The sequence below is a fragment of the Stutzerimonas stutzeri genome, from assembly GCF_024448715.1.
GTDB classification, from domain to species: Bacteria; Pseudomonadota; Gammaproteobacteria; order Pseudomonadales; family Pseudomonadaceae; genus Stutzerimonas; species Stutzerimonas stutzeri_AR.
On sequence record NZ_JAMOHZ010000001.1, the window covers coordinates 346266 to 367857 of the forward strand.

18 protein-coding genes are annotated in these 21592 nt (G+C 60.6%); 8 read left to right on the forward strand and 10 right to left on the reverse strand.

The genetic code is table 11. The features are described from left to right. Positions 1-22 precede the first annotated feature (22 nt). The 4 genes from NAV33_RS01450 to NAV33_RS01465 all read right to left on the reverse strand — a co-directional run bounded on the left by NAV33_RS01450 (position 23) and on the right by NAV33_RS01465 (position 4640). Positions 23-1042, reverse strand: a complete 1020-nt coding sequence (locus NAV33_RS01450; protein WP_255976150.1) for a LacI family DNA-binding transcriptional regulator — start codon at positions 1040-1042, stop codon at positions 23-25. Between the two features lie 67 nt (positions 1043-1109). Continuing rightward, positions 1110-2126, reverse strand: coding sequence for a TRAP transporter substrate-binding protein (locus NAV33_RS01455; RefSeq protein WP_255976151.1), 1017 nt, complete (start codon positions 2124-2126; stop codon positions 1110-1112). A gap of 104 nt (positions 2127-2230) precedes the next feature. Next, positions 2231-3508 carry a TRAP transporter large permease gene (locus tag NAV33_RS01460; protein WP_255976153.1) on the reverse strand — a complete coding sequence of 426 codons (1278 nt, stop codon included), beginning with the start codon at positions 3506-3508 and terminating at the stop codon, positions 2231-2233. Between the two features lie 43 nt (positions 3509-3551). After that, a complete protein-coding gene (locus NAV33_RS01465) occupies positions 3552-4640 on the reverse strand; it encodes a gluconokinase, GntK/IdnK-type (RefSeq protein WP_255976983.1) in 1089 nt (362 codons plus the stop codon). A 244-nt stretch (positions 4641-4884) separates the two neighbouring features. On the opposite strand from NAV33_RS01465, the gene NAV33_RS01470 reads away from it, so the two are divergent. Next, positions 4885-5163: a peptidylprolyl isomerase gene (locus tag NAV33_RS01470; RefSeq protein ID WP_255976155.1), complete on the forward strand. Its 279-nt coding sequence runs from the start codon at positions 4885-4887 to the stop codon at positions 5161-5163. Positions 5164-5178: 15 nt separating this feature from the next. Here NAV33_RS01470 and NAV33_RS01475 read toward each other — a convergent pair whose 3' ends face one another. Further along, complete coding sequence (locus NAV33_RS01475; RefSeq protein WP_255976157.1) at positions 5179-6126, reverse strand: LysR family transcriptional regulator; 948 nt, start codon at positions 6124-6126, stop codon at positions 5179-5181. Positions 6127-6169: 43 nt separating this feature from the next. Between NAV33_RS01475 and NAV33_RS01480 the strand changes: the two genes are divergently transcribed. From NAV33_RS01480 to NAV33_RS01490, 3 genes are all read left to right on the forward strand, one after another. Continuing rightward, positions 6170-7495: a D-amino acid dehydrogenase gene (locus NAV33_RS01480; RefSeq protein WP_336605339.1), complete on the forward strand. Its 1326-nt coding sequence runs from the start codon at positions 6170-6172 to the stop codon at positions 7493-7495. A gap of 26 nt (positions 7496-7521) precedes the next feature. After that, entirely contained in the window at positions 7522-7875 is a 354-nt protein-coding gene (locus NAV33_RS01485; protein ID WP_255976159.1) for a RidA family protein, read from the forward strand. 113 nt (positions 7876-7988) lie between these two features. After that, the gene (locus NAV33_RS01490; protein ID WP_255976160.1) at positions 7989-8960 is read left to right on the forward strand and encodes a TAXI family TRAP transporter solute-binding subunit; all 972 of its coding nucleotides are present in this window, start codon (positions 7989-7991) and stop codon (positions 8958-8960) included. A 37-nt stretch (positions 8961-8997) separates the two neighbouring features. Here NAV33_RS01490 and NAV33_RS01495 read toward each other — a convergent pair whose 3' ends face one another. From NAV33_RS01495 to NAV33_RS01510, 4 genes are all read right to left on the reverse strand, one after another. Then, complete coding sequence (locus NAV33_RS01495; protein WP_255976162.1) at positions 8998-9723, reverse strand: DUF4198 domain-containing protein; 726 nt, start codon at positions 9721-9723, stop codon at positions 8998-9000. 58 nt (positions 9724-9781) lie between these two features. After that, positions 9782-11866 carry a TonB-dependent siderophore receptor gene (locus NAV33_RS01500; protein ID WP_255976985.1) on the reverse strand — a complete coding sequence of 695 codons (2085 nt, stop codon included), beginning with the start codon at positions 11864-11866 and terminating at the stop codon, positions 9782-9784. Positions 11867-12658: 792 nt separating this feature from the next. Next, on the reverse strand, positions 12659-13978 hold the full coding sequence (locus NAV33_RS01505) for an NTP/NDP exchange transporter (RefSeq protein WP_255976164.1): 1320 nt from the start codon (positions 13976-13978) through the stop codon (positions 12659-12661). A 64-nt stretch (positions 13979-14042) separates the two neighbouring features. Further along, positions 14043-15098: an SDR family oxidoreductase gene (locus NAV33_RS01510; RefSeq protein WP_423836622.1), complete on the reverse strand. Its 1056-nt coding sequence runs from the start codon at positions 15096-15098 to the stop codon at positions 14043-14045. A gap of 137 nt (positions 15099-15235) precedes the next feature. Here NAV33_RS01510 and NAV33_RS01515 point away from each other — a divergent pair, with 137 nt between their 5' ends. Both NAV33_RS01515 and NAV33_RS01520 read left to right on the forward strand, forming a co-directional pair. Beyond that, positions 15236-16135, forward strand: a complete 900-nt coding sequence (locus tag NAV33_RS01515; RefSeq protein ID WP_255976168.1) for a LysR family transcriptional regulator — start codon at positions 15236-15238, stop codon at positions 16133-16135. A gap of 75 nt (positions 16136-16210) precedes the next feature. Then, positions 16211-17665 carry an MBL fold metallo-hydrolase gene (locus NAV33_RS01520; RefSeq protein WP_255976170.1) on the forward strand — a complete coding sequence of 485 codons (1455 nt, stop codon included), beginning with the start codon at positions 16211-16213 and terminating at the stop codon, positions 17663-17665. Between the two features lie 161 nt (positions 17666-17826). Here NAV33_RS01520 and NAV33_RS01525 read toward each other — a convergent pair whose 3' ends face one another. Next, on the reverse strand, positions 17827-19197 hold the full coding sequence (locus NAV33_RS01525) for a PLP-dependent aminotransferase family protein (protein ID WP_255976172.1): 1371 nt from the start codon (positions 19195-19197) through the stop codon (positions 17827-17829). Between the two features lie 121 nt (positions 19198-19318). On the opposite strand from NAV33_RS01525, the gene NAV33_RS01530 reads away from it, so the two are divergent. Beyond that, entirely contained in the window at positions 19319-20605 is a 1287-nt protein-coding gene (locus NAV33_RS01530) for a hydroxymethylglutaryl-CoA reductase, degradative (protein ID WP_255976174.1), read from the forward strand. Beyond that, a complete protein-coding gene (locus NAV33_RS01535) occupies positions 20602-21528 on the forward strand; it encodes a hydroxymethylglutaryl-CoA lyase (RefSeq protein ID WP_255976176.1) in 927 nt (308 codons plus the stop codon). Before NAV33_RS01530 ends, NAV33_RS01535 begins: the two co-directional genes overlap by 4 nt. Positions 21529-21592: the final 64 nt, after the last annotated feature.

The window sequence follows — 21592 nt, forward strand, 5'->3', positions numbered from 1 at the left end:
AGCGCAACGCTTGCCGGTTTTTTTATGCGCTTTCGCGCATCACCACTTCGAAGCCCACATCGATTCGCCGTTTTGGCGGCGACTCGCCACGCATCAGGCTGAGCAGCATCTGCCCGGCCAGCTTGCCAACTTCACCGCGGATGGTGCGTACGGTGCTCAGCGCAGGATGCATCCATGCCGCGGCCGGCAGGTCGTTGAAGCCGGCAATTGCCAAGCGCTGCGGCACGGCGAGCTGCAGTTGACGCGCACGAAACAGTGCGCCCAGCGCCAGGTCGTCGTTGTTGAAGAATATGGCATCGATTTCCGGATGCTTCGCCAGCAGCCTATCGAGCAATTCGGCGCCCAGACCGATGGACGAAACCTCGGGCGTTAGCATTTCCAACGCAGCGTCATAGCGAGACGCTGTCCGCATCACGCTTCGGTAACCCTCGGCGCGTTGCAATGTACGCGGATCGAGCTGCGCAGCGGCAAAAGCGATGTTGCGGTACCCACGTTCCAGCAACTGGCGAGTCATCGCCGCGCCCGCCTCGAATTGGGAAAACCCGACGCAATACTCTTCATCGGCATCGCTCAGCTCCATCAGCGTAACGATGGGGCTGGTATAGCTGCCAAGCACTTCTCGCGCAGCGTCGCTGCGCTCGAAGCCTGTAACCAACAGCCCCGCCGGCTGATGCGCCAGGTAGGCACGTAGCAAGCGCTCATCTTCTTCGGGGTGGTAATGGCTGACACCGATCATCAGCTCGTAACCGGCCGGCATCAGCACGCGCTGAATGGCCTCAACGGTATCTACGAACACCGCGTTCGATAATGAGGGGATGATCACTGCCACGAGGTTCGAGCGGGCGCTCGCCAGGTTGCGCGCCGCCGTATGCGGGACGTAACCCAGCGTCTTGACCGCCGCCATGACTCGCTCGCGCAACGCGTCGGACACTCGGTCGGGTTGCGACAATGCACGCGAGGCGGACATCAGCGAACAACCGGCGCTGCGCGCGACGTCGGATAACGTGGCCCGTTCCAGCGAACGGCGACGGCGAGAACTCATAGCGTGATCCAGCGAGGAGAGAAGAAGATTCTACAACGGGACGGCGCCCCCGCAGGGGCGCGCCAGATCACTTCGGAGCCTTTGCAATCTCGGCCTGGACTTCGTTGAACAGCGGCTCACCCACCGTATCGATCACAGTCTGAATCGCCGGCTTGGCCTGCTCGCGCATACGCTGGATTTCTTCAGGGCTGACCTTGTTGATCTCCATGCCGTGCTCTTCGATTTGTGCCAAGGCTTCGCGGGCTTCGGCACGGGTGTCTTCGCGCTCCGAATCACGCGACTTCTTCGCCGCGTCCATGATGATGTTCTGCTCGGCCTCGGACAGACCATCCCACCAGCGCTTGGACGCCGTGACGATCCATGGGCTGTAGACGTGATTGGTCACGCTCAGGTACTTCTGCACCTCAAAGAATTTCGAGGAGAGGATGGTGTTGTAGGGGTTTTCCTGACCGTCGACCGCCTTGGTCTCCAGCGCAGTGAACAGCTCGGAGAACGGCAGCGGAACCGCGTTGGCGCCCATCTGCTTGAAGGTGTCGATGAACACCGGGTTGGGCATCACGCGCAGCTTGATACCGTTGAAGTCTTCCATCTTCTCAACCGGCCGCACGTTGTTGGTGAGGTTGCGGAAGCCGTTCTCCCAGTAGACCAGGCCAACCAGCCCTTTCTCTTCCAGCGCATCCATGACCTTCTGCCCGACCGGGCCATCCAGCACGTAATCCGCCTGCTTCTCGCTTTCAAAGAGGAACGGCGTGTCCCAAACCGCCATTTCCTCAGCAATGCCAACCAGCGTTGCCGTCGAGCCAACCATCATTTCCTGCGCGCCGCCCATCAGCGCGTTCTGCATCTGATCGTCCGATCCCAGGCTGGCGGAGGCGAAGGTCCGCATTTTGAGTTTGCCGTCGGACGCCTTGGCGATCTCCTCGGCAAGCAGCTTCGCCGCCCTGCCCTGGTTGCTGTCTTCGTTGAGGCCATAACCAAAGCGGATCATCCGCGAACGGACGTCATCAGCTGCCTGTGCGCTGACCGCGGTGATGGCGCTACCGAGCGTGGTGGCCGCCAGGGCCGCTATGAGAAATCGTTTCATGCTGTCTTACCTTTTGTTGTTGTGGATGAAATGAAGGTGAAGCGTCTCCCGCCGAGGCAGAAACTGCGTACCGCTGCAGCCAGTCGGAGCGAGTCTCGCCCCGATCAGCGCAGCCATTGCAGCGGCACGGTGATGATCGACGGCACGGCAACCAGCAGTGCGACGATAACCAGATAAACAACGAAGAATGGGATCACGCCGCGCACCAGCGTCTCCATGCGCAATCGACCGATACCGCCGACGACGTTCAGCACAGTGCCCACCGGCGGCGTAATCAGACCGATGGAACCAATCAATACGAACATCACGCCGAAGTACACCGGATCGATACCAGCTTTGACCGCGATAGGCGCCAGCACAGGGCCAAGGATGAGAATGGTCGGTGTCAGATCGAGAACCATGCCGATCGCGATCATCAGTACCATGATGGCGACCATCAGCAGCTTCGGATCTTGCGCCAGCGGGCCGAGCATCGTGGCGATCTCATCCGGCAGCTGCGCGAGCGTGATCATGTAGCCGGAGACGATTGCCGCAGCGCAAAGGAACATCACCGATGCCGTGGTGCGGCTCGCGCGGGTCAGCACTTCAATCACGCCGCGCCAGCTGAGTTCGCGATACAGCAAGGTTGAAACAGCCAGCGCATAGACTGCCGCCACTACCGCCGCCTCGGTTGGAGTAAACAGCCCGCCGCGCAACCCGCCGACAATGATTACCGGCAACATCAAGGCGGCTGCTCCGTCGACCAGCGCCTTGCGGCGCTCGGCACGGGTGGCCTTCGCTTGCGGCGGCTCTTCGATTTTGCGCGCAATCAGCGTCCAGGCCACCACCAGACCCGCGCCCATAATCAAACCGGGCACCATACCGGCAAGGAACAGTTGACTGATCGACGTGTTGGTCACCACGCCGTAAATCACGAAGGGCATCGAGGGCGGGATAATCGGGGCGATGATGCCGCCGGCCGCTACCAGACCCGATGACGAACTCAGTGGATAACCGCGCTCGCGCATCATCGGCAGCAACAGCGTGGCCAGCGCCGCGGTATCCGCCAGCGCCGAGCCGGACATGCTTGCCAGCAGCACCGAGGCGGCAATCGCGACATACCCCAAGCCGCCACGCTTGTGGCCGAAATAGGCCTGCGCCATGTTGATGATCCGGCGAGAAATGCCACCGGCGTTCATCAACTCACCAGCGAGAATGAAGAACGGCACGGCCAGCAGTGGAAAGCTATCGGCACCAGCCTGCAGGTTCTGCGCAATCAGCTGCACATCCCAGAAATCCAGGTACCACATCAGCACCGCGCCGGTGAGGATCAGCGCGAATGCGATCGGCATGCCGAAGGCCATGAACCCAAACAGTGAAGAAAGGAAGACGACGACAGTCATGTACGGTCCTCTGGCGGGCATTGCCCATGTTGTTATCGGAAGGTCAGTCGGCCGTTACATTGGCGTCAGCGGCATGCGGCTGGGGCTGCCCGCGCCACACGTTCACTAACTGCAGAAGCGCCAGGACCGTCAGAGCGATCATGCTCGCCATGACCGGCAACATCGCCACAGCCAACGGGTATCCCACTACCGGGCTGTTGATGTTCCAGCCGAACTGCATCTGATTCCATCCGCCCAGAGCGGCCATGCCGCTTGCAACCGCTACCATCAGCCAACTGGTCGAATCGACCACGCGGCGGGCCAGTCGCGGAAAGCGATCGCGGATTATGCTGAAGGCCATCAACTCGCCCCGGCGCATGCTGGAGGCGACGCCGACAAAGACCAGCCAGACGAAGGCCAATCGCGAAAGCTCCTCGGCGCCAGTCCAACCGGTACCGAAGGCGTAACGCAGCACCACGCTGCTGAACACCACGATCACCATAAAAGCGAGCAAAGCGGCCATCAGCCAATCGGTGATCCGATCGAAGCTCTGCGCTACTTTTCCGCTGTAAATAGGCGCGTTGGTCAATTCAGCGCCGCGCTCCAGCTCTGTGTTAGCGCTATCAAGCGGATGCGCGGAAAGATTCTCTCGATCGGCGATTTCCAATCCAGGGTCGCGCTGCATCCAGCTGACGATTTTTTCGTGCACCTGCTCGCGCGGCTCGCTGGCATCGACCACCAGCACACCCGGTTCGCCTTCCGGCGATTCAAGCGTGGCGAACTGACTGTCCACCAGAGAAATCGGCATGAAATGCCCGGCACGGCCACCGACGCGCTGAACGGCAGTGTCGTAATCGATGGACAGATGGGCGAAACGCAAGGCGGGAACCGCATCGCGCAGCAGGTCGCGGTAGCGGCGCTTGAGTGCGGAACAGGCGAGCACGAAGCCAACGTCGTCGTCGATTGCCTTTTGCATCTCGATGATGAGCTTCTGCAGCCACTCGACACGATCAGCGTCGGATAGCGGTGTGCCGGCACGCATGCGTGCAACATTTTCTTCGGGATGAAAGTTGTCGGCTTCGATATGACGAAAACCCAGTGCATCGGCGACGGCATGGCTGGTTTCGGTCTTGCCTGAACCGCTGACGCCCATAACCACCAGCACGCGGCTGATAGCAGAAAAATCGCTGTTGGAGTGGGAATCCACTATCGGCTCTCCGGCAGCATCGACGTGCTGCGTTATGATTGTTGCGCCGAATGGTAGCGCTAACATGCAGAGCTCATAACTACCGTTCGTCGGCTTTTTTTCCGGCCGAGCGGTCATCACGGTGGTTATGCTGCTTCGGTTTTACCAGCGCGCTGACTACAATCGCCGCCGCACCCCGAGGAGAAATGCAATGCCCAAAGCCATGGCGCGCCACATTCTGGTGAAAACCGAAGCCGAAGCCGCGCAGCTGAAAAAGCGCATCGCCAACGGCGAAGCCTTCGATGTGCTGGCGAAGAAATATTCCACCTGCCCATCCGGGAAGAAAGGCGGTGACCTAGGCGAAATTCGCCCCGGGCAGATGGTGCGCAGCATCGACCAAATCATTTTCAAGAAGCCGTTGCGTGAGGTGCATGGGCCGGTGAAAAGCCAGTTCGGTTATCACCTCGTGCAGGTGTTCTACCGGGAGTGACCGAGTACCGTTCGTTCAACTCGATTCACCGAAACGCTGTAGCTGCATCTCCCGCAGCCGTCCCTGCGCGGCCATCAGCTTGTCTGCGTGCTGGCGAACCTGGTCCAGCAACTCCAACTGCGCCGTAGAAGGCGCTTCCTGCGCTCGTACTAGCGCATACAGCGGCACCGGGATCAGCGGCTCCAGTGGACGTGCCTGAATCAATTGCCCTTCGTTGGCCAACGCCGTGAGCGGATCGACCAGTGCAATCCCCTGCCCGGTGGCTACTAGTGAACGCGCCAACTGATAAGTCTGTACCCAAGTATCGATGCGCGGTGGTGGGCTGAGCTGCTCCAGATGGCCTCGCAGCAGGCCGCCCAGCGCATCGCGGGTGTCCAGCCCGATTAGTGGCGCATCGGCTAGCTCCTCAAGCCGCAAGGGTTGCTGCAATACATTACTGGGCCACCAACCGCTCGGGGCGATCACCATCATTTGCCCTTGCGCGAGGATCTGGCTGCTGAGGCCTGGATGTTCCACGGCCTGCAATGTCAGCCCAAGATCGGCTTCGCGCAGTAGCAACGCCTCTACGATTTCCGCCGTGTGTTGAGTCGCGAGCTGACACGGCGTGTTGGCGAAGCGGCTTCGCCAGCAGCGCAACGCATCGGGCAGCAGCGCCTGTGCCAACGCGGGTGTGCAGATCAGTCGTAACGCACGGTCTTCTCCGCGGCCGAGGTTATCCGCCAAACGCCGAAGGTTTTGCAAGTCAGCCGCCAGGCGTTCGGTTTCCTGCTGAAGGATGCGTGCCTCCGCGGTCGGCTGCAGTTTGCCGCGCACACGATTGAACAGCGCGAATCCGAGCTGCTGCTCGGCATGCTTGAGAATCTTGCTCGCCGCCGGCTGTGAGATATGCAGCAGCTGCGCCGCGGCGGTAACACTGCCGGTCTGCAAAATGGCCTGGAACAATTCGATGTGGCGAAGGCGCATGCGTATGTTCCTGATCTGATCCGCCAGAGCATAACCTCAGGTTATGCATTGTCTCCATCCTTTCATTGGCCGCTGCGCTCGCCTTCGCCATAGGCTCCTGTTACCACGATCAGGGAGCGAAGCGATGCGAATTGCGGTAATTGGTGCCGGGGTTGTCGGCCTGACAACGGCCTATGCACTGATACGCCAGGGTCATCAGGTCGAGCTGATCGAAAAGCGCGATCAGGTTGCGCTGGAGACCAGTTTTGCCAACGGCGGCCAGCTCAGTTATCGCTACGTCTCGCCTCTGGCCGACGCGGGTGTCCCGCTGCAGGCGCTCGGCTGGATGTTGCGCGGCGCCGACGCACCTCTGCGTTTCCGGCCACGGATGAGCATGCAGCAGTGGCGCTGGTGTCTGCGCTTTCTGCTCGCCTGTCGGCGCTCGACCAACCAGCGCAACGCGGCGCACCTGTTGCGCCTGGCGTTGCACAGTCAGCAAGTCTTACGTAGCTGGCGCGAGCACGATGGGCTGAGCGACTTCGCCTGGCGCGCCAATGGCAAGCTGGTGATCTATCGTGATGGTGCGAATTTCGACAAAGCCGCTGCCGGGCTCGGTACGAGTTCAGATCAATTAGTGCTCGACGCCCAGCGGTGCACCGAAATCGAGCCTGCGCTGCTCCCCTTGGCTGGAGAACTACGAGGTGGAATCTATTCGCCGGGCGATGAGGTCGCCGATTGTCATTTGTTCTGTCGGCGCCTGCTCGAGCGGCTGGAACAGTCACCGGGCTTTCGGTTGCACAGTGGGCAGGCGGTCAACGCGTTGCACAGCGAGCGTGGCCGGACTCGCTCGCTGAATGTCGGCAAGGAGGAACTGAAGCTGGACCATTTGGTTGTTGCCGCCGGTGCCGCCAGCGTCGCCTTACTACGGCCGCTCGGCATCGAACTGCCGATCTATCCGCTCAAGGGTTATAGCCTGACACTGCCGTTGAATAGCCGGTTGGGGATTCCAGAAACCAACGTGACCGATTACGACAACAAGGTGGTGTACGCACGCCTCGGCGAACAACTGCGCGTTGCTGCGATGGTCGACATCGGCGGCTGGGATGCCAACCTCGACCACGGACGGATCGCGATGCTGCAACGCCTCGCCAGCGAGACCTTCCCTGCCGCGGGAGATTATCGCAGCGCGACCCAATGGGCCGGCCTGCGCCCGGCAACCCCGGAGGGTACGCCGCTGCTTGGCGCTACTGGCATTGACAATCTCTGGCTCAACGTCGGTCACGGCAGCCTTGGTTTCACCCTGGCCTGCGGCAGCGCCGAGCTGCTTTGCGACCTGATCAGTAACAAGCGACCTGGCGTTGCGCTGGATGGCCTGGCGCTTACGTCCTAACTTCACTTTAAAACAGAGGACTCCGTATGACCTTGCAGCGCATCAACAGCAATGAACGCATGTCTGCCGCCGTGACCTTCGCCAATATTGTTTTTCTCGCCGGACAGGTGCCGGATGACCGCAGCGAGGACGTGTCCGGGCAAACCCGTCAGGTGCTGGCGAAGATAGACGATCTGCTGGCCGCAGCCGGTTCCGACCGTTCGCGAATGCTCAGTGCACAGATCTGGCTGAAGGACATCGACGCCGACTTCGCGGCGATGAACGTCGTCTGGAGTGAGTGGTTGCCGACCGGCTGCGCACCCGCGCGGGCAACCGTGGAAGCACGCCTCGCGTCGGCGGACGTGCTCGTGGAAATCATGGTTATTGCCGCCAGCGCCTGAGGCGGTGTTGCGTAGCAGCGCTTGCAGCGAAGCCGGATAGGCCGCCGTTGCCGCGATAGACGACGTGGCTGACCTTGTTTCACCCAATAACAACAACATGAGAGGGAATGACGATGAACCAGAATATCCGTATCAGCTTGCTGGGCTGTGTCTTAGCGGGCTCGCTGAGTGCGACCACGGTCGTGGCCCAGGAGCGTTTCGTCACCATCGGCACGGGCGGCCAGACCGGCGTCTACTATACCGCCGGCCAGTCGATATGCCGGTTTCTCAATCGCGCCGAGACGGAGCCGGCAATCAAATGCAATGCGCCGTCCACCGCCGGCAGCGTGACTAACATCGTGTCGTTGAAAAACGGCGAATTCGAATTCGGTTTCATCCAATCCGACCACCAGCATAAGGCCCTGAATGGCCTCCCTCCGTTCGACAAGGACGGTCCGATCGAAGAGTTGCGGGCGGTATTCTCATTGCAGACCGAGATTCTCACCGTCGTCGCCCGAAGCGACAGCGGCATCAAGACCTTCGATGATCTCAAGGGCAAGCGGGTGAACATCGGCGTTCCAGGCTCCGGTAGCCGCGACACCTTCGACGAAGTAATGAAGGCCAAGGGCTGGACCAACGCCGACTTCTCTCTGGCTGGCGAACTCAAGCCCGCGGAAATGGCTTCGGCGCTCGGCGACAACAACCTCGACGCGATCACTTACGTAGTCGGCCATCCCAGCGGTGCCATTCAGGAGGCACTGACGAATGTCGAAGCCGAGCTGATTCCGGTCAGCGGTACGGAAATCGATAAGTTTCTCCAGGGTGCCGATTACTACACCGCGGCCGAAATTCCAGCCGGGCTCTACCCGGGCGTGGACGCGGCGGTGCCTTCCATTGGCGGCAAGGCGGTGCTGGCAACCATGGAGAAGACCGATCCGGACGTCGTGTATCAGTTGGTCAAATCCGTGTTCGACAATCTCGAACGGTTCAAGCGCCTGCATCCTGCCTTTGCCGGCCTGGAAGCCAAGGACATGATCCGCGTAGGCCTCACCGCACCGCTGCACGAAGGCGCCGAGCGGTTCTATAAAGAGAAAGGCTGGCTCTGATCAGGTTGCGCCGCCGCTGCCTGGGCGGCGCTTGCAATCAGTGTTTGTGATCGGCGCTGACGAAGGTCAGCGACGAGAACATACCGCGCACGCGTGCGTCCGGATCGTCACTGTCGACCGTGGTCGCTGCCGCGATCACGTTCAGGCCCCGGTTGCGCACTGGGATTCGAGCCCTGCCCTGTTGATCAGTGGTGGCGACAACTCTTTCCGGGTCGTTGACGTAGTCGCCGATCAGATCGATGCCTTCTGTGGCTTTTCCATCCACCAGCACCTGCACCTCCAGCTCGTCACCGACGTCGACCGCAAGCGGATCACGCTGCGGCACGATGACCAGCTTGAGCTTGTCCAGCGCGGGTAGCTGCGCACCTTCCTTCAGAACCGCCAGGCTGTATTTGTAATAGCGACCGGAGTCCAGTGCGCCCGGCACTTGGGTTTCACCGACGTTCAGCCACTTTTTATCCGCGGCTTGCGTCCAGTAGCCGTTGTCCAGCGCCACGCTGATCACCGCTGCGTCATCCAAAGGCTGAAGACGGGCATGATCGTCGAGCCGCTCGACTGTGACGGGTATTCTCCCGCCGGACAGGTTGGTCGCCCAGGCTCCGGAAATCTTCTTCGCGTCATAGGCGTTGTCCTCGGGGCCGTGGCCGTAAATGACCTCGATGTTGCCGCGCCGTTCCTCCGTCCACATCCCGTGGGCCCAGGCTTGACCTGCCATCAGCATCGCGATCAGTGCAGCGGTTATTTTCGCGTGTTGCTTGCTCATTTCTTCTTCCTATAAATGGGGATTGGTATCCGGTTCGTGGACCGAGCCGGGTCAGGCATTACAGATTCAACGACAGGCTCAGGCTGAGGTTGCGCGGTTCACCCGGCATCACCCAAACATTGCTGTAAGAGCGCTCGTAGTAAGTGCGGTCGAAGGCGTTGTTGAGGTTCACACCCAAGGTCAAGTCTTCCGTAGCCTTGTAGCGTGCTAGCAAATCCACGGTTGTATAGCCCGGCAGTTCGAAGCCGCTGTCCGAGACGTTGCCGGATCGCTCGCCGACGTAGTTCACCCCGCCGCCCAGTTCCAGTCCTCTCAAACCGCCATCGAGAAATTCGTAAACGCCAAGCAGGCTGCCGCTGTGCTCAGGCACGTTGAGCAGACGGCTTCCGCGCGCAAGGGTGTTGTCCTCGGTAACTTCGGCATTGACATAGGCGTAGGCGCCAATGACGCGAATCTGGTCGGTAAGCTGACCGGTTAGCTGAAGATCGATACCGCGGCTACGGACTTCACCGGCTGCAACCTGATAGGTCGTATCGGCAGGGTCAGCGGTGAGCACGTTCTCCTTGGTCAGATGAAAGGCGGCGACCGTCATACCGAGACGGCTGTCGAGTAAATCCAGCTTGAAGCCGGCCTCGTAACCCAGCCCTTCTTCCGGGTCAAAAGCCGCGCCGGACGCGTCCGCGCCACCGTTTGGCTTAAACGATTGGGAGGCGTTGGCGAACATGCCGACATTGGGCGTTAACTGATACAGCGCGCCGATACGCGGGGTCAGCTTTTCGTGAGTCTGCTCGGTGCGCGTGCCGCTTACTTCGTTATCCAGGCGATGTTCATAGTGGTCGTAGCGAGCACCGATGACACCGAAGAGCTTTTCGGTGAAACGCATCTGGTCCTGCAAGTTCAGCGAACGGGAATGGACCAGCTCGTGCCGATCGGTGCTGCGTCCATTGAGCCCCACACTGAACGGTGGCCGCGGCTGGCCGTACACCGGCTGATAGATATCGATCTGTGACACCGGATTTGAGCGCAGCAGCCGCTCGTTCTTCGCATAGCGCTCATACTCGGTGCCGATCAGCAGGTTGTGTTCGACGCTACCGGTGTAGACCAAGCCGCGCAGTTCCAGCTGGGTAATGCTGTCTTGCCAGTCGAAGTCTCGGTAGCGGTACTCGCGGTTGATCGTTCGAGCATCAGCGAAGCTGCTCGCCTCGGTGGCGCCACCGTTCAGGCGGCCCTGCTTGTAATGGCTGGCGAGACGGACCGTCCAGCTGGCATTCAGGTCATGTTCGATCTCGGCCTGCAGGCTCTCATTGTTGTTTTGAATATCACCGTCTTCGGGCTCCCCCAGGAACGTCGAGCGTGAGACGTTGCCGAGCCGGTCGTTCGGCGCCACCACACCGCGGTCGAACACCTGACTGTTGCGAATGACCTCGGCTTGTACGAGAAGGCGGGTCTGCGGCGTCAGCTCCCAACTGAAAGCCGGTGCGATGAACTGGCGGTCGCCGGAACGGTAATCCCGGAAACTCTGGTTGTCCTCCACCGCGAGATTCATGCGATAGAGCATTTTGCCTTCATCATCCAGTGGCGTGTTCACGTCCAGGCTGCTGCGATACCGGTCCCAGCGGCCAGCGCTCAAATCCAGACGTGCAAATTGGTCGTTCTGGGGACGCTTGCTGACGATGTTGATGGTGCCGCCGGGATCACCGTGGCCATAGAGACTGGACGCTGGCCCCTTGAGAACATCGATGCGCTCAACGTTGGAAGCGTCTTGCGGATTCATGTGACCGCGGTTGACGCTAAAACCGTCCTTGTAGAACTCCGAGGTGGTCAGCCCGCGGATGCTGTATTCATACATGGTCAGGCCGCCAAAGTCGTTCTGACGCGCCACACCGCCGGCGTAATCCAACGCCTTTTCAATGCGCGGGCTATCTAGATCTTCAAGGACCGTGTCGGGAATGACGCTGACCGCTTGCGGGATTTCCTCCAGCGGGCTGTCCGTCTTGGTTGCGCTTATCGAACGTCTGGCTCGATACCCCGCAGCGGCGTCTCTCTGCTCTCGTTCGGCCGTGACCACAACCTCCTCCAGAACTGCCGTTTCTGCGTCCTGCGCCATCGCAGGCATAGCGCCTATGCCAGTCGCTACTGCCATCCCGATAAAACCTGCTGAAACCTTCCGACTACTCATAACGCTTCCGATTTAGATGTTATACCATAACACTCCGAACGGAGCGTTCCGCTGTTGTCAAGATTGCGCCGCGCTCTGCGACGGTTGTTCATAGTTCGCATCGCCAGACCTGGGTGAAAAGCCGCTTTTCGTCGCGACCCAAGTCGAGCTTTGCCCGGGCAGTGGAGCCTCAAAGCCCATTGTATCGGGGCTTTATATGTTATCCACAGAAGCTGTGGATAACGCTGTGCACATAAGTGGGATGACTCGCCCAAAGGCCCGACTGGCGCGGCTTAGGAACAGATCGGCGAGTTTTTGCCCAATAGCATTTACACGTTATAAATCAGTCACTTAAGTCAAGACAGCCAAACAGAGGAAACGCCCTGAAAGCGTGTTGTGGTCGGGCCTTGTCGTATGTGCATAAAAATTCTTGTCAATGTTTTTTTAAGAAAAAATGGCAGCTATAAGACTAGACAAACCACCTTTTCCGGCTCTATAAGCCGGCCCATTGCCACCATCAGGTCACAGTAACAACGCTACGCCGTATGTAATCAGTTGGAAAAGCGCAACGGGCAGCCATATCTCCCTTTTCGTTTGGCCGAATGGCGGGCTTGGCGGTTGGCGAATTTGAGGTAGTTAGGCGTGCCATGCACGACGTCTACGTCAGCAAACGATCAGATGGTTGCCGACTCCTGCGCACGCCGCGCACGGATGACAACAACTCCGCGCGCAGCTGTTGGTTTTCTGCCGGAGAAAATGGCAGCGAGCTCTCGGGCTTCAGGCTCCGACGGCACCGGAGGTAACTGGCCTGGGCTTCTGTCCATGATCGGCCCGCATCCCGAGTTGCCATCCAAGATAGGCCCACAGGAGCGCGCAAGCCGCACCGATCAGCGCAGCCAGACTGTTACCCTGCCCGAGCATGTCGAGCAGACTTTTAGCCCAGCCGCTGACGGCATCTCCGCCTCGATAGACCACTGTGTCGATGAAGTTCTTGGCCTTGTATTTGCTCTCGGCGTCCAACGGCGCAAACAGCATCTCTCTTCCGGGGCGGACGAATGCGTACTCACCGATTCGTCGCACGATCATTACCGCCGCAAGCAGGGCAAATCCGGGCGCCAGTGCGAGGCCGACAAACCCGATACACATGAGCATCGGCACGATCGCCAGCAGCACACGCACACCGACCTTTTGCGCGATGCGGCCAGTAATGAACAGCTGGGACAGCAAAGCGCCTGCCTGCACGATGAAGTCAACGATGCCGAAGACTCTGACCTGCGCCTCGCGATCGGGGAAACGCTCGGCAACCAAGCGAGCTTGCTCGAAGTAGAGAAAGGTAGTGACCGTCGCCAGCAGCACCACGAACCCGGCGATCCCCAGCAGATAAGGCGACCTGAGCACCGCCGTCAACCCGCTGAACGGATTACCGGGCAATGGCTGGCGGGGGTTTTCCGTCGGCTCCGCGCCTGGCCTGCCGGCGCCGCCATCTTCACGCCATCGCATCAGTACCTGCTTCAAAACCAACGCCAGACCAAGCAACAGAGCCGCCAGCAACATCAGCCCGGACGTGCCAACAGAGCCGATAAGCGCTGCGCTCAGGGCTGGCCCCAGCAGGCCGCCGACGCTGGCGCCGGCTGCAATGAAGGCAAACAGGCGTTTGGCCTGCTCGCTGTCGAACACGTCTGCCATCAGGCTCCAGGCCACAGACACAACGAACAGGTTGTAGACCGATATCCATACGTAAAAAACGCGCGCCAACCAGGTGCTATCAGGCTGGAGCTGAAACAGCACAACGAACACCAGAAGGTTGATGCCGAAAAAGCCGTACACCCAATCGACGAAGTGCCGGCGAGGTACCCGAGAGCTGAGCCAGGCGAGCAGCGGAACGGCCGCCAGCATGGCCAGAAAGGTCACGGTGAACAGCCACTGCAGATTTTCGATGCCCGCCGCGATGCCCATTGATTCGCGTATCGGACGCAGCATGAAGTAGCCCGCGAAAAGGCAGAGGAATAGAAGGAACCCGGACAATGCCGGGCGCAGCTCATGGTCACGGGCGTTGAGAGCGACGCTCAGCCGATGCAGGTGGGAAGACGTGTTCATGGAAGCTCCTAAAGGAGACATTGCAGATGAGTGGGCACGGGACAGCATCCGTGCCCCGGTTGCATCAGGGATAGGCGACACCAGTGAGCTGCTCGGAGACGACCCAGAGCCGCTCGGCCTCCGCCTCAGCGGTGGCTGCCGGTGGGGTCTTGGCGAAGCCCAGCGGACCGCGCTTTTCCTCATCTCCGGTCGGGCCGTAGTAGGCACCGCCAATGGCCTCAGGAGCGGTGGCCGCATATAGCGTGGACAAAGCGCCCTGAGCCGCTGAGTGGTACTCGTCACGGTCCTCGGCCCATTGCTGACCGAATTGGCTGTTCAAGCCTGGGCCGCGTGCGATCAGCTCGGTCACGGCGACACCAGGGTGCGCCGCGATGCTGCGGATGCCCCAGCCCGCAGCCTCGCTGCGCCGTTGCAACGCAAAGGTCCAATGCAGAACAGCGAGCTTCGACTGCGCGTAAGTGGTGTAGGGGTTGTATGCCTGCTCGGCCTGCAGGTCTTCGAAGTTCAGCTCTGCGCGAGCGGCGGCAATGCTTGAGAGACTGACCACTCGGGCATCTTGGCTTTCACGCAGCAACGGCACCAGCAGGCCGGTCAGGGCGAAGTGCCCCAGGTAGTTGGTTGCCAGCTGAAGCTCGAAGCCGTCGGCGGAGGTACCGCGCTCGGGCGGCGCCATGATGGCGGCATTGTTGATCAGCACGTCGAGACGCGGCAGCCGATGTTTGAGACGCTCGGCCAGGCCACGTACGGAGGAAAAGTTGGCCAGATCCACTGCCTCGAATACCACCTTTGCATCGGGCACCGACTCCTGAATCCGAGCGATGGCCTGTGCGCCGCGCTCAGGGTTGCGAGCGGCAATGATGACCTCAGCGCCGGCACGCGAGAGTGCCAGCGCATCCTCGAATCCCATGCCACTGGTACCACCGGTGATCAGGATAATGCGACCCGCCTGCGGAGGTATGTCGCTTGCGGTCCAGTCCGGTTTCGGCGCAACGCGACCGGAGGCCTCAATGCTCATGCCCCCTACAAGCGCGACGCCCGCGGTCAGTGTGCGCGCTAGGGCCAGGAATCGGCTGGTGCTTCGCTGGGAGCCCGCTGGGGGCGTTTCGGTGCTGTTCCACATAGCTGAACCCTCTGTTGAAACCGGCAATGCCGGAGGAGAGTCGATTATTTCTGTACGACAGCGATGTGATAATCCGATCTTTTCTGGATGACCCGTACGGCGCAGCGTACAGTTGCCTTCAGCCAAGTGGAGGCTTCATGCGCCAGCCCAATCTAAGTGACGTCGCCTTGTTCGCATCCGTTGTTGAAGCCGGCGGCTTTCGAGCCGCCGCGCAGAAGCGTGGAATGTCCGCCTCTTCGTTGAGCGACTGCGTACGCCGCCTTGAAAGCGATATAGGCGTGCGGCTGCTTAACCGCACCACACGCTGCGTGACCGCGACAGCTGCCGGTGAGCGCTTGCTCGAGCGCCTGCGCCCTGCCCTGCTTGAAATTCAGTCTGCCTTCAATGATCTGGATGACGACGCGCATCGCCCGGTCGGAACAATCAAACTGAATGTCCCGGTTCCCGTAGCGCGTTACATGCTGCCGGATCTGCTGACGCGCTTCCTGAAGCTCTACCCCGGCGTGAATGTCGAGGTGATGATGGAAAACACCTTTATAGACGTCATCGCTGCGGGCTACGACGCAGGGGTACGCTACGAGGAAAGCCTGGCCAAGGACATGATCGCCGTGCCGATCGGCCCTCGGCGCCAGCGCTTTGTTGCCGCCGCCGCGCCAGCTTACCTGGCCGCACGAGGCACACCGTTTCATCCTGTCGAACTGGAAGACCACGAACTGCTGGGCCACCGCTTCGAAAGCGGTAAGGTCGGTATATTCGAGTTCGAGAAGGACGGCCGGACGTTTCGAATCCCGCCGCGCAGCCAGCTGCTCACGTCCTGCCACGATCTCAAGATCCGTGGCGCCGTAGCCGGCCTCGGTATCGTCTACACCTTTGAGGAATTCTTGCGCGAAGAGCTGGCCGACGGAAGGCTGGTGCCCATCCTCGAAGATTGGTGGCAGCACTTCGACGGTCCCTTCCTGTACTACCACGGACGTCGTCATACCCCTTCGCCGTTGCGGGCGTTCGTTGACTTCATCAGGGCCGAAGCGCAAACGTAGTCGCGCTGCTCGGCCCCTGCTACCGAACCGTATTGCACCGGTAACCAGACGGAAGCCCTGGCACGAGGAAACCTGATGAAACATACGAAACTCATCCACCACGGTGCTCGCGAAGGCGTCACTGGCTCGTGCCATCAATTGTGGATAGACGACACCAGCAGTGTGTTGATCGATTGCGGCCAGTTTCAGGGTGAAGACGAAGGGGAGCACGACGACGAGTTGACCCTGGATTTTTCAATCGAAGGCATCAAAGCGCTGATCGTGACTCATGTTCACATTGACCATGTCGGGCGTATTCCGAACCTACTGGCCGCGGGCTTCAACGGGCCGATCCTGTGCAGCGAGCCTTCCGCCCGGCTGTTGCCAATCGTGCTTGAGGACGCGTTCCGCCTCTCGATAAGCCGCGATCAGGAACAGCTGGAGCGGTACCTCAAGGTGGTTGAGCAGCGCATCATTGCCCTGCCCTATGATCACTGGTTCACCCTGCACGAAACCGATACGGGTGACTGCAAGGTCCGCCTGCAGCCAGCCGGGCATGTGCTGGGTTCGGCTTATGTCGAACTGGAACTGAGCGCCCCCGAGTCCGGTGGCGAGCGAGTCGTGTTCAGCGGCGATCTGGGTGCGCCCCATTCGCCGATTCTGCCTGACCTCGTTCCGCCCGAGCGCGCGGATCTACTGATCCTTGAAAGCACCTACGGCGACCGCCGCCACGAAGACCGTGCGCACCGCCGCGAGCGTCTGCAGGCCGCCATTGAGCGCGCACTGGCAGACCAAGGCACCGTGCTGATTCCCTCATTCAGCATCGGCCGAACACAGGAACTGCTATATGAGCTGGAGGATATTCTCCATGAGAAAAGCGAGTCGGCTGAAGCGAGCGTCACGCACAGCGAACCTGGAAAGCAGCCCAAGGAAGGCGCTCCCGATATCGACTGGCCGCAAATCCCCATAATTCTCGACTCGCCTCTTGCTGGCCGATTCACCAAGACCTACAAGGAGCTGCAAGGCTACTGGGATGAAGACGCCCGGCACCGCCTGGAAGAAGGTCGCAAGCCGCTGTCCTTCAAGCAGCTCATCACTGTCGACAGCCACGACGAGCATATGCGCATCGTTGAACACCTCACCGAAACCGCGCGACCGGCTATTGTCATCGCAGGCAACGGCATGTGCTCCGGAGGGCGAATCGTCAACTACCTGAAGGCTATGCTGGGCGACCCTCGGCATCATGTTGTATTCGTCGGCTATCAAGGCAAGGGCACGCCAGGTCGAGACATCAAGACACATGGACCGGAAGGCGGGTTCGTCGATCTAGACGGGCAGCGCATCGACATCCGCGCCAGCATTGATAGCGTCGGCGGCTATTCGGCCCACGCCGATCAAGCTGATTTAGTCGGCTTCGTTACCCGGATGAACGAATGGCCGACAGAAATCCGCCTCATTCACGGCGAAGACCAGGCCAAGCAGCGCTTGGCGCAGGTTCTGGAGGCGCGCTTCAGGGAGACGGGAAAGGAAGGACGGGTAACCATCCCGTAAGCGCTACTAATGGTTAACAGCCAAATTCGTATCTCGTAGGCCGGCCTCTTTGACGTCGACGATTACTCGACAGAACACTAGCTTCACGAACGCGCTACGCCGGCATGCATTTGCCTTGCCGATTACCGGTGGCGCCTCATCGTTGAAAGCGGTCAGGGCTTTTAGGTTTTCAAACTTTCACGGAAGGCCGGATCGTCCAGGTACGCCACGTTGAGACGCGTCCAGGGGACGGGGACGTTACGGTTTACAGCGAAGATCGAACCAGGGGCGAGCATTACGCCTTTGCTCAGACAATGGCGGGTCAGGTCGTTGGTGTCATCGACACCGGGAAAACGGGCCCAGAGATAGAGGCTCTGTTCTGGACGGCAGAAAACTTCGGCATCCAGTTCATCGAGGATTTCCAGTCCGCGACGTGTGGCATCCCGGAGCCGATCCTGCAGGCGCGCCAGGTGTCTGAGGAAGTGCCCTTCCCCCAGGATCACGTCAATGGTGCGTTCGCTGTATTCGGCGCCGCTGTTGTGCAGGAGCATCTTCAGGTCGGCCAGTTCCTCGATGCGCTGTTTGCTGCCAGCGATAAAACCGACCCGCAGTGCCGCTGAGATCGATTTTGAAAAGCTCCCCAGATACAGCGTACGGCTCAGTTGATCCAGGGCCGAGAGCTTGACCGACGAACTTGGCTTGAAGTCGGCCATGGCATCGTTCTCTACGATGAGCAGGTCATGGATATTGGCGATCTGTAGCAGTCGATGCGCCTTGGCTGGCGAGAGGTCGGACCCAGTAGGGTTATGCCCGATGGACTGCAGAAAGAACAACTTGGGTTTGTGCCGCTTGAGGATACGCTCCAGTGCGTCCAGGTCAGGGCCGTCCGCTTGGCGAGGCACCCCGAGCATGCGCGCGCCTTGCAGCTGCAACTTACCGAACAGAGGGTAGTAACCCGGGTCCTCCACCAGCACGACGTCGCGCGGCATCACATAGCGGCGAATGATCAAATCCATCCCGTGGTTCGCGCCGAGAGTCGTGACGACCTGCCTTGGCGAGACGGTGATCGCGTAGTCTGCGAGCTTTTGAATCAGCCGTTGGCGCAGCCCTGGATTGCCAAGACGCGTGCCATAGCGAAACAGGGTTGTGACTCCTCCCCTCACCACCTGGCGGTGAAACCTGTCCAGGCGCATATCCATCAGCCACTCCACCGGTGGAAATCCTTCACCTAGATGCGAGTGTCCCGGCTCGCGCACGAACTGCTGGCGCATCATCCAGATGGTGTCCAGCGCGCGGGTATAAGGCTCCGACTCATCGTCCTCCGTGCTGATCGCTGGTGCGTCGCAGACAAAGAAGCCGCGGCCATGGCGGCCTTCGACCAACCCTTGCGAAGCCAGGTGCTCATAGGCGGCGATGACCGTGTTTTTCGAGTACCGGTGCAGGCGCATGTACTCGCGTAGCGAAGGCAGCTTGTCCCCGGCCTTGAAAGCGCCATCGGCTATCTGCTGCGCAATGGCTGCGGCAACTTTTTGCGCAAGCGTCTGACGAGCCATGGTGGAGTTCCGGTGAGAGTGCAGGCTCGAACTGTCTCGCGAAACTGTACCTTCTTTCAAGGATACAGACGGGCTACCGTTGACGCATCCAACAACAACTGACTCCCCGAGGAGCGCCCTGATGTCCGTTGACTCCCGCTTGTCCCCATTCCGAAACCTTTCCCCTGGCCAGCGCCTCGAGCACCTTCAGCAGCTGCTCACTTTGCCCGAAGCAGACACTGCCCTGCTGCGTGATGTCGGCGCGCTGCCGTTGGAAATTGCAGACGGAATGATCCAAAACGTGGTGGGCAAGTTCGAGTTGCCTTACGCCATCGCCAGCAACTTCCAAATCAATGGTCGCGACATCCTGATCCCGCTGGTGGTCGAGGAGCCGTCCATCATCGCTGCGGCTTCATTCATGGCGAAGCTGGCGCGCCCGACAGGTGGGTTCCTCACCTCCAGCAGTGCGCCGCTCATGCGCGCCCAGGTCCAGATCGTGGGCGTGGATGATCCCTGCAACGCCCGCCTCAGCCTGCTGCGCAACAAGGAGGAGATCGTTGCCCTGGCCAACAGCAAGGACCAGTTACTGAACAAGCTGGGCGGCGGCTGCCGGGACATCGAGGTGCATACCTTTATCGAGAGCCCACGGGGGCCGATGCTCGTTGCACACCTGATTGTCGACGTACGCGACGCCATGGGCGCTAACACGGTTAATACCATGGCCGAGGCCGTGGCACCTTTGATGGAGCGGCTCACCGGCGGCAAGGTGCGCCTTCGCATCCTTTCTAACCTGGCCGACTTGCGCCTGGCGCGTGCCCAGGTGCGTATCGCGCCCGAACAGCTGGACACCACCGACTACAACGGGGCAGATGTGATTGAGGGCATCATCGACGCCTATACGTTCGCCGCGATTGACCCGTACCGGGCCGCGACCCACAACAAGGGCATCATGAACGGCATTGACCCACTGGTAGTCGCTACCGGCAACGATTGGCGCGCAGTGGAAGCAGGCGCGCATGCCTATGCCTGTCGCAACGGGCACTACGGCTCGCTGACGACCTGGGAAAAGGACGGCAGCGGCCATCTGGTCGGCACCATCGAGATGCCCATGCCGCTGGGCTTGGTGGGCGGCGCAACCAAGACCCATCCCCTGGTGCAGCTTTCCCTGCGCATCCTGGGTGTGAAGACCGCCCAGGAGCTGGCTGAGATTGCCGTCGCCGTTGGCCTGGCGCAGAACTTGGGCGCTCTGCGGGCGCTGTCTACCGAAGGAATCCAGCGCGGCCACATGGCGCTGCACGCTCGCAACATCGCGTTGTCAGCCGGTGCACGCGGTGATGAGGTCGATTGGGTGGTCAAGCGCATGGTCGAGGCCAAGGACGTGCGCGCGGATCGCGCCGAAGCGCTGCTCAACGAGAAGCGCGGCCAATGAGTACCGATGCGGTCAGGCTGGTTGAGGTCGGCCCGCGCGATGGCTTACAGAACGAGCCGCGCGCCTTGCCCGTGGATACTCGCGTCAGGCTGATCGAACGGCTCGTCGCGGCAGGCCTGCGCCACTTGGAAGTCGGCGCGTTCGTCTCGCCTCGCTGGGTCCCGCGGATGGCAGGTTCCGACGAGATCATGCGCTGCCTCGCTCCGTTGCCTAGCGTCACCTACAGCGCGCTGGTACCCAACGAGAAAGGCCTGAACTCGGCATTGAAAAGCGGCTGCCGCGAGGTCGCCGTGTTCGCAGCCGCCTCGGAAGCTTTCTCGCAGCGGAACATAAACTGTTCCATTACCGAAAGCCTGGAGCGGTTTGAACCGGTCCTCAGCAAAGCCAAGGAAGGGGGCATAGCCGTGCGTGGCTATGTCTCCTGCGCGCTGGGTTGCCCCCTCAGCGGCGACGTTGAGATAGCCGAGGTTGTCCGGGTCAGCGCCGCGCTGTATGAGATGGGCTGCTATGAAGTCAGCCTGGGCGACACCATCGGCACCGGCACGCCGGGCAAGACCCGCGCCCTGATTGAGGCCTGCGCTTCGGAAATACCGATCGCTGCCCTCGCCGGTCATTTCCACGATACCTACGGTATGGCTGCGGCCAACCTGCACGCGGCGCTGGAGGCCGGCGTTCGGGTATTCGACAGCTCCGTCTCCGGGCTTGGCGGCTGCCCCTATTCACCAGGCGCTACCGGCAATGTCGCAACGGAGGACGTCGTCTACCTGCTCCATGGCCTGGGTATTCAAACCGGCGTGAACTTGGACACGCTGGTGGACACCGGCACGTTCATCGACCATGAGCTTGGTCGGCAGACGGCTTCACGTACAGCGAAGGCAATCAAGGCAAGACGGGAGCGAACGCTCGAACGCACCCCGACCTGACGCGTTTTTCCCAATAACAACAAAAGCCCACCAGGGCAGGAGAAGCATCGTGGAATATTCAATG

Coding starts and splice junctions, on each gene's coding strand:
- NAV33_RS01450 (WP_255976150.1), bottom strand. CDS start 1,042: ATGAGTTCTCGCCGTCGCCGTTCGCTGGAACGGGCCACGTTATCCGAC.
- NAV33_RS01455 (WP_255976151.1), bottom strand. CDS start 2,126: ATGAAACGATTTCTCATAGCGGCCCTGGCGGCCACCACGCTCGGTAGC.
- NAV33_RS01460 (WP_255976153.1), bottom strand. CDS start 3,508: ATGACTGTCGTCGTCTTCCTTTCTTCACTGTTTGGGTTCATGGCCTTC.
- NAV33_RS01465 (WP_255976983.1), bottom strand. CDS start 4,640: ATGGGCGTCAGCGGTTCAGGCAAGACCGAAACCAGCCATGCCGTCGCC.
- NAV33_RS01470 (WP_255976155.1), top strand. CDS start 4,885: ATGCCCAAAGCCATGGCGCGCCACATTCTGGTGAAAACCGAAGCCGAA.
- NAV33_RS01475 (WP_255976157.1), bottom strand. CDS start 6,126: ATGCGCCTTCGCCACATCGAATTGTTCCAGGCCATTTTGCAGACCGGC.
- NAV33_RS01480 (WP_336605339.1), top strand. CDS start 6,170: ATGCATTGTCTCCATCCTTTCATTGGCCGCTGCGCTCGCCTTCGCCAT.
- NAV33_RS01485 (WP_255976159.1), top strand. CDS start 7,522: ATGACCTTGCAGCGCATCAACAGCAATGAACGCATGTCTGCCGCCGTG.
- NAV33_RS01490 (WP_255976160.1), top strand. CDS start 7,989: ATGAACCAGAATATCCGTATCAGCTTGCTGGGCTGTGTCTTAGCGGGC.
- NAV33_RS01495 (WP_255976162.1), bottom strand. CDS start 9,723: ATGAGCAAGCAACACGCGAAAATAACCGCTGCACTGATCGCGATGCTG.
- NAV33_RS01500 (WP_255976985.1), bottom strand. CDS start 11,866: ATGGCAGTAGCGACTGGCATAGGCGCTATGCCTGCGATGGCGCAGGAC.
- NAV33_RS01505 (WP_255976164.1), bottom strand. CDS start 13,978: ATGAACACGTCTTCCCACCTGCATCGGCTGAGCGTCGCTCTCAACGCC.
- NAV33_RS01510 (WP_423836622.1), bottom strand. CDS start 15,098: ATGTGGAACAGCACCGAAACGCCCCCAGCGGGCTCCCAGCGAAGCACC.
- NAV33_RS01515 (WP_255976168.1), top strand. CDS start 15,236: ATGCGCCAGCCCAATCTAAGTGACGTCGCCTTGTTCGCATCCGTTGTT.
- NAV33_RS01520 (WP_255976170.1), top strand. CDS start 16,211: ATGAAACATACGAAACTCATCCACCACGGTGCTCGCGAAGGCGTCACT.
- NAV33_RS01525 (WP_255976172.1), bottom strand. CDS start 19,197: ATGGCTCGTCAGACGCTTGCGCAAAAAGTTGCCGCAGCCATTGCGCAG.
- NAV33_RS01530 (WP_255976174.1), top strand. CDS start 19,319: ATGTCCGTTGACTCCCGCTTGTCCCCATTCCGAAACCTTTCCCCTGGC.
- NAV33_RS01535 (WP_255976176.1), top strand. CDS start 20,602: ATGAGTACCGATGCGGTCAGGCTGGTTGAGGTCGGCCCGCGCGATGGC.